The organism is Faecalimonas umbilicata (assembly GCF_042846195.1).
In the GTDB taxonomy this organism is placed as follows: domain Bacteria; phylum Bacillota; class Clostridia; order Lachnospirales; family Lachnospiraceae; genus Faecalimonas; species Faecalimonas umbilicata.
The window spans coordinates 1,791,740-1,809,233 of record NZ_AP031411.1; the positions used below are offsets into that span (position 1 = coordinate 1,791,740).

A 17,494-nucleotide genomic window follows, 5' to 3' on the forward strand; every position below is an offset into this window, starting at 1 on the left:
CTTTAGATGAAATTGTGGATAAAACTACGACGATGGATCGGTGTCGGTCCATATTTTTTCAATGCTGCGATATGCTCTGACGAGCCATACCCTTTGTTCGATGCAAATCCATATCCAGGAAGTACCTCCTCATATTCTGTCATCAGCCGGTCTCTTGTCACCTTCGCCACAATGCTTGCCGCGGCAATCGAAACACTTTTGGCATCTCCTTTGATAATCGGCACCTGGACAATATGCGGAGGAACCATCGGAATTGTAACTGCATCATTTAGAAGGACATTCGGCTCCACACAAAGCTTCCCTACAGCCTCCCGCATTGCCTCATACGTTGCCTGAAGAATATTGATCTCGTCAATCCGTGCAGGACTTACAATTCCAATCCCAACAGCTACTGCTTCCTGCATGATCACCTCATAGAGTTCTTCCCTGCGTTTCTCCGTCAATTTTTTGGAATCATTGAGATAAAGAATCTGGCTGTCTTTTGGAAGGATTACAGCCCCTGCCACGACCGGACCTGCAAGCGGACCTCTTCCAACTTCATCGATCCCGCAGATAAATGCTGCATCCCGGTATTTGTTCTCATAAGATTTCATCGCCTCAATGCGGGCAATCTCCGCCGCAAGCCTTTCTTCCTGCTTTTTGTATTTTGCGATCAGAGCAGTCACACCTGCCCTCGAATCATCTGCATACTGTTCATACAGTACCTTTCTTTCACAATCATCTGCCTGAGAAAATTCCTGCTGTATTTCCCGAATGCTCTTACTCATGTTTTATCACTCCAAACTCTGAAAATGGCCAGATCCGTACCCACGCTCTTCCAACAAGATCTTCTCTCTTTAAAATACCAACTCTAGAATCTCTGCTGTCCATGCTGTGGTTCCGGTTGTCACCCAGTACAAAATATTCATCTTCTCCAAGTGTCACTGGCACTTCGGCGATCCCTGCATCCTGCATCACTTCTGTTCCATACTCCTCACCGAGTATCTGTCCGTCAATGTAGACTTCCCCATCGATAATCTGTATGGTTTCCCCCGGCATTCCGATAATCCGCTTAATATAGTATGTATTTTCCTGATACTGATACGGAAAGACAATAATGTCATACCGCTCCGGATCCCGGAACCGGTAAGAGATTTTGTCCACAATGAGATTGTCACCATCACTCAAGGTCGTTTCCATCGAGGAACCGGTAACACGCGTACGCTGTCCAACAAATGTAATCACAAGATACGTCAGACCAAAAATAATCAGTATATATACCAGCCAGCCAAGAAGTTCCTTAAAAATATTTTTTTCTTCTGCTAAATACTTTTCTTCATCGCTTTTCATTTCTTACCGCCTTCTTCCTTCCGCTTTTTCTACTCATAGTCTTCCGGAAATTCCAGCGTGATCCTTCCAAGCTTTCCACTCCGGAAGTCGTCGATCAGCAGGATTGCGGCCTTATTTGTGTCAAGTTCATTTCCTTTCACAAGACAATGTCTGCTTTCTGCAATTCTTCTCAGGCACTCATAGGAGTCTTCACTGATCTCTACGCTATATTTTTCTTCCAGAACGCCCGGATATTTCTCTGTCAGAAAAGTGATCATCTCCATCGCAAGTTCTTCTGTATTTAAAATCTCATCCTTGATCGAACCGATAAACGCGAGCCGAAGTCCCACTGTCTGATCTTCAAATTTCGGCCAGAGAATTCCCGGTGTATCGAGAAGTTCTACGTTTTTATTAAGACGGATCCACTGTTTTCCTTTTGTGACGCCTGGCTTATTTCCAGTCTTCGCGCATGCTTTGCCTGCAAGAGCATTGATAAATGTCGACTTTCCGACATTTGGAATCCCGACAACCATTGCCCGCACCGGACGATTTAAGATACCGCGCTTTCTGTCACGCTCAATTTTTTCTTTACATGCCTCCTGAATTACGCCTTGGATCGACTTGATTCCGCCTCCTCTTTTCGAGTTTACTTTTACAACTGAAAATCCTTTTTCCTTAAAGTATTCTGCCCAGGCATCATTCTGTTTTTCTTCCGCAAGGTCTGACTTATTCAAAAGAATCAGCCTCGCCTTATTTTTTCCAAGCTCATCAATGTCTGGATTCCGGCTGCTCACCGGAATTCTGGCATCAACCAATTCGATCACAAGATCGATCAATTTTATATTTTCCTGCATCATACGTTTTGCTTTCGTCATATGACCCGGATACCATTGAAAATGCATCTCTTTTACCTCTATCTTTCTATCAGTCTTTTATCAATCCAAAATGTTGTGTCGGCAACATGACAAACCATGCTTTCCCTTCTATCTCAGAGCGTTTCACTGTACCGATATCCGCCTCTCTGCTATCTTCACTCGCCGCCCGGTTATCTCCAAGTACAAAATACTCATCGCCTCCAAGCACCAGCTCTTCCCCGGCAATTCCGGCATCTCTAATCTCTGTTGTCTGGAAATCCTCTTTTAACTTCTCTCTATTAATATAAACAGCATTGTCCTTCAATTGAATCGTTTCTCCAGGAAGTCCTACAATGCGCTTGATCGAAGCATGGGCATTTTCATTCCCATTTGGCCGGAACACAATAATATCATTCCGCTTCGGTGTGCTTGTGTCATAAATCAGTCGGTTGACAAGCACAATGTCCCCATTATGCAGCACCGGATTCATCGAATCGCCAATATTACTGACCCGCTGTCCCCAGTACCATACAAGCACAAAGGCGATGATACATACAATCGCGATCTGCATACTCCATACCAGACCATTGCGGATTTTCTTTATATATTCTCTCTTCCTGCTTCTTCTGATTCCGTATCTTTTCATTCGCACCTCTGTGTCTGTCTTTCTTGATGATAGAACAAAAGGGACAACATACATTCCGTACTTTGTCCCTTCCTCTTGTTACTATTTTACTAATTCTTTTACTTTTGCTTTCTTACCAACGCGGTCTCTTAAGTAGTTCAGTTTCGCTCTTCTTACTTTACCTCTGCGAACAACTTCTACTCTCTCTACGTTTGGTGAGTGTAATGGCCAAGTTTTCTCAACACCGATTCCGTTAGAGTTCTTTCTAACTGTAAATGTTGCTCTTGTGCTTCCACCCTGTTTCTTCAGAACTGTTCCTTCAAAAACCTGGATTCTTTCACGGTTACCTTCTTTAATTTTTGCGTATACTTTTACAGTATCACCTACGTTAAATTCAGGTACTTCTGCCTTTAACTGCTCAGCTTCAATTTTCTTAATAATATCGTTCATCTTGTGTGACCTCCTTATTATTTGGACGTTCCTAATACATGATTTGTATCAGAGGACCATCTCTTTACTTCACAACACGTTACATTTTATCATGCTCTATTATATTTTGCAAGTTTTTTTTCTCTTTTTCTGTAAGTTCTGCCTTATCCAGCAAATCCGGTCTTCGTTGCCATGTTCTCAAAATCGACTGTTCTCTTCTCCACTTTTCCACGTTGGCATGATGTCCGGATAGAAGGATCGGCGGCACTTGCTTGTCATGCCAGATTTCTGGTCTTGTATAATGCGGATATTCCAACAGATTATCCTGAAAACTCTCAAATTCTGCCGAAGTATCATTGTGCAGAACTCCCGGGATCAGACGGGATACCGCATCAACAATTACCATAGCTGGAAGTTCTCCTCCGGTCAGTACATAGTCTCCGATGGAGACATAATCTGTCACGATTTCTTCCAACACTCGCTCGTCAATTCCTTCATAATGACCGCACAAGAGGATCAGATCTTCTTCTTTCGCAAACTCCTCTGCCATACTCTGGGAGAAAGTCCCCCCCTGCGGTGAAAGATATACGACACGTGTACGCCCTTCTTTTCCAGTGCGTTCTTGGATAGAATCTTCCACCGCGCGGTATGCGCCGTACACCGGCTCTGCCTGCATCAGCATACCCGCTCCGCCTCCATATGGATAATCATCCACCCGATTATGTTTATTATTCGCATAATCCCGGATATTAACAGCCTCTACCGAAAGCAGATTATTTGCCATTGCTCTTCCAGTAATACTTGTCCCAAGTCCATTTAAGACCATCTCCGGAAATAATGTCAGTATATGAAAATGCATCCTTTATACCAGCCCTTCTAACAGATGAATTGTCATCTTCTGCTCTTCGATATCCACATTAAGAATGCACTGTTTGATTGCCGGCACAAGGACTTCTTTTCCATCCGTCGTGTCGATGATATACACATCGTTTGCCCCGGTTTCCAGCACGTCACGGAGCGTTCCGAATTCAGCTCCATCTTCGGTAAATACATGCATTCCGATCATATCAGCAATAAAATATTCATCTTTTTTTAATTTTACCGCATCTTTTCTGTCTACGAGAAGACTTTTCCCCTTATACTTCTCGATGTCATTTATATTATCAATCCCTTTGAATTTCAAAATCGCAAACTGTTTAAAAAACTTCACCTGCTCCACTTCCAAAGGCAACTGCTCTTTTCCTGTATCTAATAACACATGCTTCAGCTTCTTGAAGCGCTTCACATCATCTGTGGTAGGAAATACTTTTACTTCTCCCCTGACACCGTGCGTGCTTGAGATCACTCCGACCTGAAATTGTTGTTCCATAAGATCTTTCTCTGCCTGTGCTTTCTTATTTCCACCCGGCAGATGCTCCTTTCCTGCTTCCAATGAATCCTTTTAAAAAAATAGATACCGCTCTACTGAGCGATATCTACAACTACTTTCTTATCTTCCTTCGCAGCTGCTGCCTTTACAACAGAACGGATCGCCTTTGCAATTCTTCCCTGCTTTCCAATTACTTTTCCCATATCTGCATCAGAAACATGTAACTCAATCACAGTTGTCTTTCCCTCTGTTTTCTCTGTAACTACAACACCGCTCGGATCATCTACTAATGCTTTCGCAATTACTTCGACTAATTCTTTCATCACGCGCACCTCCGCGGCTCAGATTATTTTTCGATTCCAGCTGCTTTGAAAATCTTTCCAACTACTTCTGTTGGCTGAGCTCCGTTGTTTAACCATTTCTTAGCTGCTTCCTCATCTACTTTGAAAGCGCTTGGCTCCTGATTCGGATCATATGTTCCGATTTCCTCGATAAATCTTCCGTCTCTTGGAGATCTTGCATCTGCTACAACGATTCTATAAAATGGTGCTTTCTTCTGTCCCATTCTTTTTAATCTGATTTTTACTGCCATTTCATTCACCTCTTCATCTTTCTCTTAAAATTTGTTATCTATGTGCTAAAAAGGAAGCTTGAATCTGCCTTTTTTACCACCTTTGCCGCCCATTAAATTCGGAAGCTGCTTCATCATCTTCTTGGACTGTTCAAACTGCTTGATCATGCGGTTGACTTCACTGATATCTACTCCCGCCCCCTTCGCAATTCTATGCTTCCTTGATGGGTTTAAAATCTCTGGATTCCGGCGTTCTTTCACAGTCATAGAATAAATGATTGCTTCCATCTGTGCCATCTTCTTCTCGCCTTCCTCAGAATCAAATCCCTTCATCTGTGCCATGTTCATTCCCGGCATCATACTGAGGATACTGGACAGACCGCCCATTTTTTTCATCTGATTCATACTCTCCAGATAATCTTCAAAATCAAACTGGGCCTTCTTAATCTTCTTGCCCATCTCTCTTGCTTTGTCTTCGTCAATGTCTTCTCCGACCTTCTCGATCAAGCTGAGTACATCTCCCATACCAAGAATACGGGATGCCATACGATCCGGATAAAACTGCTCCAGATCAGAAAGTTTCTCACCCATTCCGACATAAAGGATCGGCTTTCCTGTGACTGCACGAATGGAAAGTGCAGCACCGCCTCTTGTATCTCCGTCAAGCTTTGTCACAATGACACCATCGATTCCAATCTTCTGATTGAAATCATTTGCCACATTAACCGCATCCTGTCCTGTCATCGCATCGACTACAAGGATTGTCTGATGAACTTCCACATGTTCTTTGATTTCCTGAAGTTCTTCCATCATCTCCTCATCGATATGAAGACGTCCTGCCGTATCGAGGATCACGACATTGTTTCCATTTTTTGCAGCATGTTCCATCGCTGCTTTGGCGATATTAACCGGCTTGTGATTCTCACCCATCGAGAATACTTCCACGCCCTGCTTCTCACCGTTCACCTGTAACTGCTTAATCGCTGCCGGACGATATACATCACACGCAACAAGAAGTGGCTTCTTCCCTTTCAGCTTCAGCTTTCCTGCAATCTTCGCTGTTGTCGTCGTCTTACCGGCTCCCTGAAGACCCGCCATCATAATAACAGTGGTCGCCTGTCCCGGCTGCAGCTGAATCTCAGTCGTCTCAGATCCCATCAGACGGATCAACTCTTCATTTACAATCTTGATCACCATCTGTCCCGGATTCAGACCATTCATCACGTCCTGACCGACTGCACGCTCCTGCACATCTTTCACAAACCCTTTGACAACTTTGAAGTTAACATCCGCCTCTAAAAGCGCCATCTTTACTTCCCGCAGTGCAAGCTTAACATCTTCCTCAGTCAGACGTCCCTTGCTTCTCAGGTTCTTAAATACATTTTGAAGTTTTTCAGTTAAACTGTCAAATGCCATACTACAACTCCTCTAAGATTTCCGAAGAAATCCCTTTAATCTCTCGGATCAGCTCTTCTGTACTGATCTTTTCTTGCTCTTCTAACAATGTATTCATGCGGTGAACTTTTTCCTTAACGGAAAGAAATCTCTCTACAAGATGGAGCTTCGACTCATATCCCTCCAGTGTCTTGTTGCACCGTTTGATCAAATCGTGTACGCCCTGCCTGCTGATTCCCGCATCTTCTGCGATTTCACTCAAAGATAAATCCTCCAGCACGAACTGCTCATATATATTTTTCTGATGTGCTGTCAAAAGCTCTCCATAAAAATCATACAGCAATGCCTGTTCTAAGATCTCATTCATTTTTATCACCTTTGGTATCATATAACAAAAAAAATGTGGTGTCAAGTATTTTTTCTTGACACTGATGATTTTCTGCAAAATCAGAAACTTTCATAGCAGAGAAGCTCTTGCACCGCCTTCTTTTTTTGTGCTACAATCCAGACGAAGGACATTTACAAACATTATTTGAAATTGATATCTATGGAGGATTTATTTTTATGAAAATCATCATTTCCCCGGCAAAGAATATGAAACCGGCTCAATCCAAAACGATACCGCGTTCGCTGCCCGCTTATCTTTCCCATACACAGGAGATCATCAAGGTGCTGCGTACCTATTCTCCGATGGATCTTGAGATTCTTATGCGGATCAATCCATCCTTGGCACTGGATGGCGCCGACCGGATCCAGACAATGAAATTCGATCAGAACGGTACTGCCGCCATCGAAACTTATGATGGAATCCAGTATAAATATATGAAACCACTCACCTTTTCTGACTCTGACAAAGAGTACGCTCAAAAGACGATCCGCATTTTAAGCGGCGCTTATGGAATATTAAAGCCTTACGACAGTATTTACGAATACCGATTGGAAATGCTCACAAAACTAAATGTTGCCAGCACAAAGAACCTTTATGAATACTGGTCAGACCTTCTCTATCAGGATCTCACTGCATCCGATGACCGGATCGTCAATCTTGCCTCTGAGGAATATGCAAAATGTATCCGAAAATACGTCAAAGCTCCGGTTCGTTTTCTCACCTGCTCTTTCAAAGTCCGGAAAAATGGAGTGTACAAGACACTCGCCACTGCCGCCAAGATGGCACGCGGTCAAATGGTTCACTATATCATCACAAACCGGATTTCTGATTTTGAAAAATTAAAAGAGTTCGACACTGACGGCTACTTCTATGAGCCTTCCCTCTCCTCTGACTCCGAATTTGTCTTTTTACAGCGCTGATTTTTTACAGCGCTGTCTTATTCCTTCAACAACTTCTCTACATTCAGCAGTCCCCATCCTTGTTCATTCTGCGGTCTTCCAATATCAATACTGCTCTCCCGAAGCCGTAGTTTCACTTCTACATTAGACATATCCGGATATTTTGATAACAAAAGCGCGATAGCACCACTCACGACCGGCGTGGACATGGAGGTTCCGCTCTTCATTGTATACGGTTTCTGTCCTTTTTCTCTGTATCTTGCATTGCAGGATGTGATGTAGCTTCCCGGAGCAAGAAGATCCGGCTTCACCACACACTCCGCAGTAGGACCTCTGCCCGAATAACTTTTTCTCTTTTTCTTTCCTTCTTCCATATAAAACTGGTCATCGCAGGAACCGACCGTGATCACTTTCTTGCTGATTCCCGGCGAGGTAATACTGCCTGGACGCGGTCCATAATTGCCTGCTGCAGTCACTACTACTATCCCCACGTCCCAAAGTGCCTCCACTGCCTGCACCAGTTTTTCTGCCCCCTCTTCATTGACACTCGGCAATGTCCCCACAGAAATATTTACAATGCGAATTTGAAAACGAGCCCGATTTTCCAGCACCCACTGGATCCCATGCAGAACATTTCCGATATTTCCATTTCCTTTCTCATCCAACACTTTCACAACTACCAGCTGACACTTCGGCGCCATTCCCTCATATCTGCCCCCGGACATCCTTCCACTGCCGCCAATGATTGAACTAACATGCGTCCCATGCGAATTGTCATCATAAAGTTCCGTTCTGCCATGCAGCATGTCTGCAAATGCAACAATTCTGTCATCAAAATCCGGATGGCGCACAATCCCCTCTTGTGTCAAATAATTGCACAAAGATCATCGATTATTTCCCCTGAATCTTTCATCTCCTCTTTTTTATTCTTTCATGTTCAACTTCTTAAAGTCTGCAATAATTGATAAACTCCATTTTATCCGGAATTTTATCAGCGAACTGCTTCTTCTTTTCCTTATAAAACCGCTTATATATGGCTTCTTTCAGAATCTGTACATCACATCGAAACTCCGGGAATTCTTTCTTTAACTTTAGAGTCACCTGATCTGCCTCTTCTTTTTTAACCTGTGCCAAAAAAACAGCTTCTCCATTTTCGGTGATAATTCCTATTACCGTAAAAGGAGAAAAGAGAGACTTATTGACTGCAATAATATCTAAAACAATTTTTCGCGGAACATATACTTCCTTTACGAAAAACCAGTTTTCAGAATAATAAAAATCAAACGGATCCGATACGTCCTCCATCACAAATCGGTTAAACTTCTCTTTTTCTATGAAATCCTTCAACTCTCTGAACGATAAATATCTTTTTACAATTTTCATGCAGGCAAATCTTTTTGGATAAGCACATCCCACAAAAAGATATGTGAAAAATGTTAATGCTGCCACAAACATAAGCGCCACCTGCATCTCACCGGCAAGCACTGCAAGTCTTAATGAGCTGACGAGTATAAATATTACCATTGGTAAAATGATAACGGAACTAATTCTCTTCCATGTCCAAATTTTTTTAATCATGGTGCCTCCTTTGGAAAATCAGGATTTTATATTACTTTTAATACGATTTCTAGTATCAATGAAAAAATGCAAATCGACAGAATACTAATAACTAATTCAACATCCCATGGATACAAAACATTGAAAAATCAACACACTTCCTACTAATAATAAAGCTGTTCCCTCAATTCTCGAATGTAACTTTATGTTTTTTACCCCATTATATCTTTTGATAAGGGGTAACTTTCCTTTAATAATACTGAATACACCTAAAACACCCATTATATTTCCTGCTTACTAAAGCTGTGAAAATGCTATTGTTATTATTTAATTTCAATGTTTGTCATAGTTACTAACTCAAGACGAACTAAAATAGTTTGTACGATACGATACCAAAACATACATAGACTCAGGAGTAAAGCATATAAAATAATTGACGCTTGTAAATATTGTCTGCCAAAGTGAATAAGAATAAGCAGTGGAGACATTAATATTACAAAAAATATAATGCTTGTAATTATTTTTTTTATGTTTTTTGTATCTGCTAAATCAAATTCAGCTCCACAAGAACATTTATTTGGTATTGTTCCTTTTATTTGAGCACTACAGTTCATGCAATATAGTTTCTTCATTCTCTTCACCTCTACAACTTCTAATTGAACAAAATCGCTGCGCGATGGCCTTCCAAGGCTATTGCACAGTTTCTTACTTTAGTTTTCTAAAAAAGCAGTGACAGGATTCTCCCAAGATAGTATTGTTTAAGTACCACCAAAAACAAACTTCAAATACGGGCTTAGTTCCCTACCACTGCCTATGAAAAGAATACCATTTTTCCACCGTTTCTACAAGCGGTTTTATCAAGCGAATGCTCCTCCGTAAAGGCATGTGGAACTTATAAAATTTCATTTATTTTACGGAGGATATTTTATGTACGAAGATATTTATAATCAAATCAAACTCGCTGCGGAAAAGAAAAATTTAAAGCCATCCACAGCTAATGCCTACTGTCATACGATTAGACATTTTTTAGATTATACAGGGAAGCCATGGGATGAACTGATTATTGATGACGCGGATGCTTTTTTAACTGCAAAAAGGTTATCTGGAGTCATGCCGGAAACTTATAATCATTATTATTCTGCTATACGTTTTATGTATAAAAGAATCTTAAAACTATACTGGGACGAAGATGAAATCGCCCGCATGAAACGCGATCGGGCTCTTCCTGTTGTTCTTTCAAAGGATGAAATCAATTCTATTCTTGATGCAACTAAAAATTTGAAACATAAAGCAATGATTGCAACCATGTATTCTGGTGGACTTCGTGTATCAGAAGTGGTACATCTGCACTATGACGATATATCCAGAAGTAATAAGTCTATTCATATACGCAATACCAAAAACCGAAGAGACCGATATACTATTCTTGCCGACCGTACACTGGATTTACTTACAGAATACTGGTTTCAATGCGGTAAACCAAGGGATATACTGTTCCCAAGTCAATGGACTCACAATTACCTTGATATTTCAAGTGTAAATCAATTCTTAAAAATAAGTGCAAAAAAGGCTGGCATTACGAAACATTTTTCTTCTCATACTTTCAGGCATAGTTTTGCAAGCCATCTTTTGGAAGCGGGTTGTGACATTAAATATATTCAAGCATTATTAGGACATACAGACCCAAAATCCACAGAAATATATCTTCATGTGAGTAACAAAACACTATTGGGAATTAAAAGTCCTTTTGACGTGCAGGAGGATTAGGCATGGAAAATCCAACTGTACAGGATATATTTCACTCTTTTTATCTCAAATATCTGGACAGATATACACCTTCTGCGGAACAGGCAAAAGTTTCACACTCCATTATGAACTGCAAGACCGGCGCTTATGGAGCAAATGTCAGTGTTTGTGAAGATTGTGGCCATCTTCAGATTCACTACAATTCCTGTCGTAACAGATGCTGTCCTATGTGTCAAGCTCTTCCTACCGAAAAGTGGATGGATGCCCAACGGGAAGACGTTTTGGAAGCACCTTACTTCCATGTGGTATTTACAGTCCCTCAGGAACTGAATCCTTTAATCTATTGTAACCAGAAGCTCCTGTATAATGCCTTGTATCATTCTGTCTCTTCCACGATAAATGAACTTGCTGAGGATGAAAAATATCTGGGTGCAAAGGTCGGATACATCTGTATCCTGCATACATGGGGATCTGAAATGAATTTCCATCCCCATATCCATGTCATTCTTCTCGGTGGTGGATTGACTGCTAAGAATCAGTGGCGCGATAAAGGTGAAGAGTTCTTTTTCCCTGTTAAAGTGTTATCTAAACTTTTCCGTGGAAAATATCTGGATGAACTGAAAACTTTATGGAAAAATAAAAAACTTCAATTTCACGGAAGCAGTGAAAAATACCGGAATCACTATGCCTTCAAAGAGCTGATAAATATCTGCTATGAAAAAGACTGGATTCCACACTGTAAGAAAGCCTTTAACGGTGCACAGTCTGTTATTCATTACCTTGGTAAGTACATACACAGAATTGCTATCAGTAATCGCCGTATTATCCGCATGGATGAAGATACTGTCACATACTATGTGAAGGACTACCGTGAAGCAGGTAAATGGAAAGAATTGACTATCCCCGGAGTTGAATTTATCCGTAGATTCCTTATGCACGTACCACCGAAACGATTTGTCCGGATCAGACATTATGGTCTGCTGTGCACCCGAAGCAAAACCAAACAACTTACACTATGTAGAAATCTTCTTGGCTGCAGGCAATATCTGTCTCGACTGAAAAATATGAAAACAGCTCAAATATTGGAAACACTTTATGGAATCAAGGTTTCTGTTTGTAAATGCTGTGGAGGACATCTCGGAACCCCTCAGCAACGGATACCTTTACGGATTTAAAAACCAATAATTAAATATTTTTACGAAGCCGCAGAAATGAGGCCTGTTTGTTGTGGAAAAATATCTTTTTCTATAAAGAAATCTGATACAATATTTTAATCAAAACAGTTTTTTTCTACAAAAGAAACGAATTGAAACTCCATATATTCCGGCTATCCGGACACGACTTTGTTCACTATAGAAAAATCGAAATTGGTGCAAACGACAGGGCAGTTTATCAGCAATCTATAAGCTGCTTTATCGTTTACACCAACTTCGATTGGTTTCTAATCAATTGAACAAAATCGCTGCGCGATGGCCTTCCAAGGCTATTGCACAGTTTCTTACTTTAGTTTTCTAAAAAAGCAGTGACAGGATTCTCCCAAGATAGTATTGTTTAAGTACCACCAAAAACAAACTTCAAATACGGGCTTAGTTCCCTACCACTGCCTATGAAAAGAATACCATTTTTGCACCGTTTCTACAAGCGGTTTTATCAAGCGAATGCTCCTCCGTAAAGGCATGTGGAACTTATAAAATTTCATTTATTTTACGGAGGATATTTTATGTACGAAGATATTTATAATCAAATCAAACTCGCTGCGGAAAAGAAAAATTTAAAGCCATCCACAGCTAATGCCTACTGTCATACGATTAGACATTTTTTAGATTATACAGGGAAGCCATGGGATGAACTGATTATTGATGACGCGGATACTTTTTTAACTGCAAAAAGGTTATCTGGAGTCATGCCGGAAACTTATAATCATTATTATTCTGCTATACGTTTTATGTATAAAAGAATCTTAAAACTATACTGGGACGAAGATGAAATCGCCCGCATGAAACGCGATCGGGCTCTTCCTGTTGTTCTTTCAAAGGATGAAATCAATTCTATTCTTGATGCAACTAAAAATTTGAAACATAAAGCAATGATTGCAACCATGTATTCTGGTGGACTTCGTGTATCAGAAGTGGTACATCTGCACTATGACGATATATCCAGAAGTAATAAGTCTATTCATATACGCAATACCAAAAACCGAAGAGACCGATATACTATTCTTGCCGACCGTACACTGGATTTACTTACAGAATACTGGTTTCAATGCGGTAAACCAAGGGATATACTGTTCCCAAGTCAATGGACTCACAATTACCTTGATATTTCAAGTGTAAATCAATTCTTAAAAATAAGTGCAAAAAAGGCTGGCATTACGAAACATTTTTCTTCTCATACTTTCAGGCATAGTTTTGCAAGCCATCTTTTGGAAGCGGGTTGTGACATTAAATATATTCAAGCATTATTAGGACATACAGACCCAAAATCCACAGAAATATATCTTCATGTGAGTAACAAAACACTATTGGGAATTAAAAGTCCTTTTGACGTGCAGGAGGATTAGGCATGGAAAATCCAACTGTACAGGATATATTTCACTCTTTTTATCTCAAATATCTGGACAGATATACACCTTCTGCGGAACAGGCAAAAGTTTCACACTCCATTATGAACTGCAAGACCGGCGCTTATGGAGCAAATGTCAGTGTTTGTGAAGATTGTGGCCATCTTCAGATTCACTACAATTCCTGTCGTAACAGATGCTGTCCTATGTGTCAAGCTCTTCCTACCGAAAAGTGGATGGATGCCCAACGGGAAGACGTTTTGGAAGCACCTTACTTCCATGTGGTATTTACAGTCCCTCAGGAACTGAATCCTTTAATCTATTGTAACCAGAAGCTCCTGTATAATGCCTTGTATCATTCTGTCTCTTCCACGATAAATGAACTTGCTGAGGATGAAAAATATCTGGGTGCAAAGGTCGGATACATCTGTATCCTGCATACATGGGGATCTGAAATGAATTTCCATCCCCATATCCATGTCATTCTTCTCGGTGGTGGATTGACTGCTAAGAATCAGTGGCGCGATAAAGGTGAAGAGTTCTTTTTCCCTGTTAAAGTGTTATCTAAACTTTTCCGTGGAAAATATCTGGATGAACTGAAAACTTTATGGAAAAATAAAAAACTTCAATTTCACGGAAGCAGTGAAAAATACCGGAATCACTATGCCTTCAAAGAGCTGATAAATATCTGCTATAAAAAAGACTGGATTCCACACTGTAAGAAAGCCTTTAACGGTGCACAGTCTGTTATTCATTACCTTGGTAAGTACATACACAGAATTGCTATCAGTAATCGCCGTATTATCCGCATGGATGAAGATACTGTCACATACTATGTGAAGGACTACCGTGAAGCAGGTAAATGGAAAGAATTGACTATCCCCGGAGTTGAATTTATCCGTAGATTCCTTATGCACGTACCACCGAAACGATTTGTCCGGATCAGACATTATGGTCTGCTGTGCACCCGAAGCAAAACCAAACAACTTACACTATGTAGAAATCTTCTTGGTTGCAGGCAATATCTGTCTCGACTGAAAAATATGAAAACAGCTCAAATATTGGAAACACTTTATGGAATCAAGGTTTCTGTTTGTAAATGCTGTGGAGGACATCTCGGAACCCCTCAGCAACGGATACCTTTACGGATTTAAAAACCAATAATTAAATATTTTTACGAAGCCGCAGAAATGAGGCCTGTTTGTTGTGGAAAAATATCTTTTTCTATAAAGAAATCTGATGCAATATTTTAATCAAAACAGTTTTTTTCTACAAAAGAAACGAATTGAAACTCCATATATTCCGGCTATCCGGACACGACTTTGTTCACTATAGAAAAATCGAAATTGGTGCAAACGACAGGGCAGTTTATCAGCAATCTATAAGCTGCTTTATCGTTTACACCAACTTCGATTGGTTTCTAATCAATTTTTCTCTACCCACCATATAGAAATCACTTTTATCCTCTCTGGTAGCTTATAAAGAAAAATTTTATATAATCATCCCTACCAGTCCTCTACTATAATCGTCGTATCGATAACAATATCATCCTGAAATCTTACTTGATATACCTTCCACCCTGCCAATAGATTGTCTTGAATGCGGTATTCATAATATATAATCTTTTCTGTACCCGGCTCTGTTTTTCTCCATGTCGGCGAGCCTAACAACTCCTCTATTTCACATCTGCGCATCCCAGCCACGTTATACTTTTCTTCAAGATCGTCAATATAAAGATATCTTTTCGCTGGATTGCAGTTCAGCCATCCCTTTGGGGAAAAACTTCTTTCCTGATAGGATGCCCATACGGTAATCCCACCCAATATGCACACAAAGAAAAAACCGTACACACAAATCAGTATGTTTCTGTGAAAATTTTTCTGCATACACTTCATCGTTTCTCCCCCCATATGTATTATCTGTTCTGCTGCATTTACTTATTTTCTCCCGGCAACTGCAATCCCGGTATTTCACTCCAAAATAAAGCTTTGCTATCCGCACCGTGTTCAAGCAAATATCGTACAAATTCTTTTTCACACAAATCTTTTTCCGTTTTCATTCTGTCATATGTATTCTTTAAAATTGTACTGATTCGTTCATAATCTCGGAAAAACACTTTAACAGGTATTATTTGATACTTTTCCCATAACAGCTGATTAAAAGATTGTATGGTAGAAACTTTCCATGAATATCCCGCTTTAACTTCAAGATATTGCCCCGTCATATAAAATATTTTTACGGGTGTGATATCTCTATTGTTGAGACTTGCCGCAACCCATGCCCTTCCAATAATCGTCATATTCTTTGAAATAAATTTTCCATGGATACAAAACCAATTTTTACTTTCCAATAAATCCAGACTATTTAAAGGATTTTCCATACTGCCTGTCATTTTCTGAAACACTTCTCCCTCAAACAGTTCTTCCAATTCTTTTTTTGTAAAAATTTGATTAAAAACCGGTACGCAATGATATCTTGTAAAAAGATAGTTCTTAACCGGCAGAAAAGATTTCATAAGTACCGCACCGTCTAAAATGATCACAACTATTGTTTTCAGATCATGATCTTCTATCAACCCCCGGAAGCCTGCATATAATATGACAACTGCAAATAACCATACCGATACTATGATTCCCTTTTTAATCGGATATAGCTTTTTCCATTCTGTCGTGCGGATTATATTTTTTTTCATAACAATCCCCTTTCCCCATAATCATACATTTTTACTACATCCTCTTTTTCAAATATTGATATAAGTTTTCCCGCAAAACAGGTCTTGCTATAGCAACCATACTGGATAACGCAATCATGCTGGCTAAAAACAGCACTAACAAAAGAATGAGGTTCGTTATGTAAAAAGCGAAACAGAGAATCGCAGAGATGAAACTCCATAGATACATGATCGTTTTTTGCGTCTTAAAATCCTTTTGCCCTTTCTGCAGCAATTCATCAGATAGTGGATATGGCACTTCTACCCCGTCTTTTTTCAAAATTCTCGTGATATTATTTTCAAAAAACAACAAGCAAATGCCGCCGATACTAAGGCAGAAAAAGACAAGAAAATATTTCAAATAGCCATTTTGAGCCAACAGTATATAAGCTTTGTCATTTAATAGGTATCCCAAATACAGCGCCGCTAAAATACACAATTGATATTTTAAGGAAAATGAAAATTTACTTTCTTTTTTATATCGCAATAGTTTCTCTTCCGCTGTGTCATAATAGAAAGCTGAATGTTCATTTTCTCTGCAGAGCTGAATGTACCTGTTTCGCTCCCTGAATCCCATTTTTGATTCTCTCCCTCCTGATAAAATCAATCTCACTCTTTCCGTTCCCGGAAATATTTTTTTACTTGTGAAGCTTCCGAAAATTCTCCGTAATGAAAAAAAATCACTCCGATTATCCCACCCAGTAAGAGCAGAACGATTCCCGTAAGACGAGAGACTCGGATCATAAAAATCATACCGATCAAAAAAATGACCACACCTGCAAAAACAATTATTCCTAATACTCTTCTGTTCCATCTCCCCCGAAGATATAGATTGAACAGATCTGATTTTTCCATTTCAATCCCCATCGTATGTTCCTCGATATATCGATACTTTTCTGCAAATGATTTTTTTACCTTTTGATCAATCAAAACCAGAATTCCAATTACCAAGATCATCGATAAAATTCGAACATTCTCAGATAAGATTATTTGCTTTGATACCTCTTCTAAAAATGTTGCTGCCACTCCGCCTGAAATCAAAAGGAACAGGATTCCTTTCGTATTTTACTTTGCATAGTATGC

General features: G+C 40.0%; 23 protein-coding genes. 5 read left to right on the top strand and 18 right to left on the bottom strand.

The annotated features are described in order from the left end of the window. Positions 1 to 2: 2 nt before the first annotated feature. The 11 genes from ACGG81_RS08515 to ylxM form a co-directional block, all read right to left on the bottom strand. The gene (locus ACGG81_RS08515) at positions 3 to 767 is read right to left on the bottom strand and encodes a ribonuclease HII (protein ID WP_390107839.1); all 765 of its coding nucleotides are present in this window, start codon (positions 765 to 767) and stop codon (positions 3 to 5) included. After that, the gene (gene lepB, locus ACGG81_RS08520; protein WP_349159989.1) at positions 760 to 1,329 is read right to left on the bottom strand and encodes a signal peptidase I; all 570 of its coding nucleotides are present in this window, start codon (positions 1,327 to 1,329) and stop codon (positions 760 to 762) included. The genes ACGG81_RS08515 and lepB (ACGG81_RS08520) overlap by 8 nt, the downstream gene beginning before the upstream one ends. Positions 1,330 to 1,358: 29 nt before the next feature. After that, complete coding sequence (gene ylqF, locus ACGG81_RS08525) at positions 1,359 to 2,210, bottom strand: ribosome biogenesis GTPase YlqF (protein ID WP_009262119.1); 852 nt, start codon at positions 2,208 to 2,210, stop codon at positions 1,359 to 1,361. Positions 2,211 to 2,232: 22 nt separating this feature from the next. Continuing rightward, entirely contained in the window at positions 2,233 to 2,862 is a 630-nt protein-coding gene (gene lepB / locus ACGG81_RS08530; RefSeq protein ID WP_120090835.1) for a signal peptidase I, read from the bottom strand. 27 nt (positions 2,863 to 2,889) lie between these two features. Next, positions 2,890 to 3,237, bottom strand: a complete 348-nt coding sequence (gene rplS / locus ACGG81_RS08535; RefSeq protein ID WP_008975244.1) for a 50S ribosomal protein L19 — start codon at positions 3,235 to 3,237, stop codon at positions 2,890 to 2,892. Positions 3,238 to 3,316: 79 nt separating this feature from the next. Beyond that, on the bottom strand, positions 3,317 to 4,075 hold the full coding sequence (trmD, locus tag ACGG81_RS08540; protein WP_008975243.1) for a tRNA (guanosine(37)-N1)-methyltransferase TrmD: 759 nt from the start codon (positions 4,073 to 4,075) through the stop codon (positions 3,317 to 3,319). A gap of 3 nt (positions 4,076 to 4,078) precedes the next feature. After that, positions 4,079 to 4,585: a ribosome maturation factor RimM gene (gene rimM / locus ACGG81_RS08545; RefSeq protein ID WP_174704864.1), complete on the bottom strand. Its 507-nt coding sequence runs from the start codon at positions 4,583 to 4,585 to the stop codon at positions 4,079 to 4,081. Positions 4,586 to 4,677: 92 nt separating this feature from the next. Continuing rightward, positions 4,678 to 4,908: a KH domain-containing protein gene (locus ACGG81_RS08550; RefSeq protein ID WP_008975240.1), complete on the bottom strand. Its 231-nt coding sequence runs from the start codon at positions 4,906 to 4,908 to the stop codon at positions 4,678 to 4,680. A gap of 23 nt (positions 4,909 to 4,931) precedes the next feature. Further along, the gene (rpsP, locus tag ACGG81_RS08555) at positions 4,932 to 5,177 is read right to left on the bottom strand and encodes a 30S ribosomal protein S16 (protein ID WP_008975239.1); all 246 of its coding nucleotides are present in this window, start codon (positions 5,175 to 5,177) and stop codon (positions 4,932 to 4,934) included. A 45-nt stretch (positions 5,178 to 5,222) separates the two neighbouring features. Then, positions 5,223 to 6,572, bottom strand: a complete 1,350-nt coding sequence (gene ffh, locus ACGG81_RS08560; protein ID WP_008975238.1) for a signal recognition particle protein — start codon at positions 6,570 to 6,572, stop codon at positions 5,223 to 5,225. Between the two features lies 1 nt (position 6,573). Beyond that, complete coding sequence (gene ylxM, locus ACGG81_RS08565; protein ID WP_009262122.1) at positions 6,574 to 6,918, bottom strand: YlxM family DNA-binding protein; 345 nt, start codon at positions 6,916 to 6,918, stop codon at positions 6,574 to 6,576. A 197-nt stretch (positions 6,919 to 7,115) separates the two neighbouring features. Between ylxM and yaaA the strand changes: the two genes are divergently transcribed. Beyond that, entirely contained in the window at positions 7,116 to 7,859 is a 744-nt protein-coding gene (gene yaaA / locus ACGG81_RS08570; protein ID WP_120105428.1) for a peroxide stress protein YaaA, read from the top strand. A gap of 17 nt (positions 7,860 to 7,876) precedes the next feature. On the opposite strand, the gene ACGG81_RS08575 is transcribed toward yaaA, so the two are convergent. The 3 genes from ACGG81_RS08575 to ACGG81_RS08585 form a co-directional block, all read right to left on the bottom strand. Next, positions 7,877 to 8,689, bottom strand: coding sequence for a S8 family peptidase (locus tag ACGG81_RS08575; protein WP_009262124.1), 813 nt, complete (start codon positions 8,687 to 8,689; stop codon positions 7,877 to 7,879). Positions 8,690 to 8,783: 94 nt separating this feature from the next. Continuing rightward, on the bottom strand, positions 8,784 to 9,416 hold the full coding sequence (locus ACGG81_RS08580; RefSeq protein ID WP_120105400.1) for a hypothetical protein: 633 nt from the start codon (positions 9,414 to 9,416) through the stop codon (positions 8,784 to 8,786). 302 nt (positions 9,417 to 9,718) lie between these two features. Further along, positions 9,719 to 10,027 carry a hypothetical protein gene (locus ACGG81_RS08585; protein ID WP_009262127.1) on the bottom strand — a complete coding sequence of 103 codons (309 nt, stop codon included), beginning with the start codon at positions 10,025 to 10,027 and terminating at the stop codon, positions 9,719 to 9,721. Positions 10,028 to 10,322: 295 nt separating this feature from the next. Here ACGG81_RS08585 and ACGG81_RS08590 point away from each other — a divergent pair, with 295 nt between their 5' ends. The 4 genes from ACGG81_RS08590 to ACGG81_RS08605 all read left to right on the top strand — a co-directional run bounded on the left by ACGG81_RS08590 (position 10,323) and on the right by ACGG81_RS08605 (position 14,855). Further along, positions 10,323 to 11,162 carry a tyrosine-type recombinase/integrase gene (locus ACGG81_RS08590; RefSeq protein ID WP_120091263.1) on the top strand — a complete coding sequence of 280 codons (840 nt, stop codon included), beginning with the start codon at positions 10,323 to 10,325 and terminating at the stop codon, positions 11,160 to 11,162. Between the two features lie 2 nt (positions 11,163 to 11,164). After that, a complete protein-coding gene (locus tag ACGG81_RS08595) occupies positions 11,165 to 12,316 on the top strand; it encodes an IS91 family transposase (RefSeq protein ID WP_390107600.1) in 1,152 nt (383 codons plus the stop codon). 545 nt (positions 12,317 to 12,861) lie between these two features. Beyond that, complete coding sequence (locus ACGG81_RS08600; protein ID WP_390107848.1) at positions 12,862 to 13,701, top strand: tyrosine-type recombinase/integrase; 840 nt, start codon at positions 12,862 to 12,864, stop codon at positions 13,699 to 13,701. 2 nt (positions 13,702 to 13,703) lie between these two features. Further along, positions 13,704 to 14,855, top strand: a complete 1,152-nt coding sequence (locus ACGG81_RS08605; protein ID WP_390107851.1) for an IS91 family transposase — start codon at positions 13,704 to 13,706, stop codon at positions 14,853 to 14,855. A gap of 351 nt (positions 14,856 to 15,206) precedes the next feature. Here ACGG81_RS08605 and ACGG81_RS08610 read toward each other — a convergent pair whose 3' ends face one another. From ACGG81_RS08610 to ACGG81_RS08625, 4 genes are all read right to left on the bottom strand, one after another. Continuing rightward, the gene (locus ACGG81_RS08610; protein WP_009262128.1) at positions 15,207 to 15,596 is read right to left on the bottom strand and encodes a hypothetical protein; all 390 of its coding nucleotides are present in this window, start codon (positions 15,594 to 15,596) and stop codon (positions 15,207 to 15,209) included. A 38-nt stretch (positions 15,597 to 15,634) separates the two neighbouring features. After that, positions 15,635 to 16,393 carry a hypothetical protein gene (locus ACGG81_RS08615; RefSeq protein WP_390107854.1) on the bottom strand — a complete coding sequence of 253 codons (759 nt, stop codon included), beginning with the start codon at positions 16,391 to 16,393 and terminating at the stop codon, positions 15,635 to 15,637. A 34-nt stretch (positions 16,394 to 16,427) separates the two neighbouring features. Continuing rightward, a complete protein-coding gene (locus tag ACGG81_RS08620; RefSeq protein WP_270196037.1) occupies positions 16,428 to 16,898 on the bottom strand; it encodes a hypothetical protein in 471 nt (156 codons plus the stop codon). Between the two features lie 122 nt (positions 16,899 to 17,020). Further along, entirely contained in the window at positions 17,021 to 17,452 is a 432-nt protein-coding gene (locus ACGG81_RS08625; RefSeq protein WP_390107857.1) for a sugar-proton symporter, read from the bottom strand. Positions 17,453 to 17,494: the final 42 nt, after the last annotated feature.

Excerpts from the sequence above, each read along its gene's own strand:
- rimM (WP_174704864.1), bottom strand. The coding sequence starts at position 4,585 with ATGGAACAACAATTTCAGGTCGGAGTGATCTCAAGCACGCACGGTGTC.
- lepB (WP_120090835.1), bottom strand. The coding sequence starts at position 2,862 with ATGTATGTTGTCCCTTTTGTTCTATCATCAAGAAAGACAGACACAGAG.
- ACGG81_RS08595 (WP_390107600.1), top strand. The coding sequence starts at position 11,165 with ATGGAAAATCCAACTGTACAGGATATATTTCACTCTTTTTATCTCAAA.
- ACGG81_RS08550 (WP_008975240.1), bottom strand. The coding sequence starts at position 4,908 with ATGAAAGAATTAGTCGAAGTAATTGCGAAAGCATTAGTAGATGATCCG.
- rpsP (WP_008975239.1), bottom strand. The coding sequence starts at position 5,177 with ATGGCAGTAAAAATCAGATTAAAAAGAATGGGACAGAAGAAAGCACCA.
- yaaA (WP_120105428.1), top strand. The coding sequence starts at position 7,116 with ATGAAAATCATCATTTCCCCGGCAAAGAATATGAAACCGGCTCAATCC.
- ACGG81_RS08605 (WP_390107851.1), top strand. The coding sequence starts at position 13,704 with ATGGAAAATCCAACTGTACAGGATATATTTCACTCTTTTTATCTCAAA.
- ACGG81_RS08515 (WP_390107839.1), bottom strand. The coding sequence starts at position 767 with ATGAGTAAGAGCATTCGGGAAATACAGCAGGAATTTTCTCAGGCAGAT.
- ACGG81_RS08590 (WP_120091263.1), top strand. The coding sequence starts at position 10,323 with ATGTACGAAGATATTTATAATCAAATCAAACTCGCTGCGGAAAAGAAA.
- lepB (WP_349159989.1), bottom strand. The coding sequence starts at position 1,329 with ATGAAAAGCGATGAAGAAAAGTATTTAGCAGAAGAAAAAAATATTTTT.
- trmD (WP_008975243.1), bottom strand. The coding sequence starts at position 4,075 with ATGCATTTTCATATACTGACATTATTTCCGGAGATGGTCTTAAATGGA.
- ACGG81_RS08615 (WP_390107854.1), bottom strand. The coding sequence starts at position 16,393 with ATGAAAAAAAATATAATCCGCACGACAGAATGGAAAAAGCTATATCCG.
- rplS (WP_008975244.1), bottom strand. The coding sequence starts at position 3,237 with ATGAACGATATTATTAAGAAAATTGAAGCTGAGCAGTTAAAGGCAGAA.
- ylxM (WP_009262122.1), bottom strand. The coding sequence starts at position 6,918 with ATGAATGAGATCTTAGAACAGGCATTGCTGTATGATTTTTATGGAGAG.
- ACGG81_RS08585 (WP_009262127.1), bottom strand. The coding sequence starts at position 10,027 with ATGAAGAAACTATATTGCATGAACTGTAGTGCTCAAATAAAAGGAACA.
- ACGG81_RS08580 (WP_120105400.1), bottom strand. The coding sequence starts at position 9,416 with ATGATTAAAAAAATTTGGACATGGAAGAGAATTAGTTCCGTTATCATT.
- ylqF (WP_009262119.1), bottom strand. The coding sequence starts at position 2,210 with ATGCATTTTCAATGGTATCCGGGTCATATGACGAAAGCAAAACGTATG.
- ffh (WP_008975238.1), bottom strand. The coding sequence starts at position 6,572 with ATGGCATTTGACAGTTTAACTGAAAAACTTCAAAATGTATTTAAGAAC.
- ACGG81_RS08600 (WP_390107848.1), top strand. The coding sequence starts at position 12,862 with ATGTACGAAGATATTTATAATCAAATCAAACTCGCTGCGGAAAAGAAA.
- ACGG81_RS08610 (WP_009262128.1), bottom strand. The coding sequence starts at position 15,596 with ATGAAGTGTATGCAGAAAAATTTTCACAGAAACATACTGATTTGTGTG.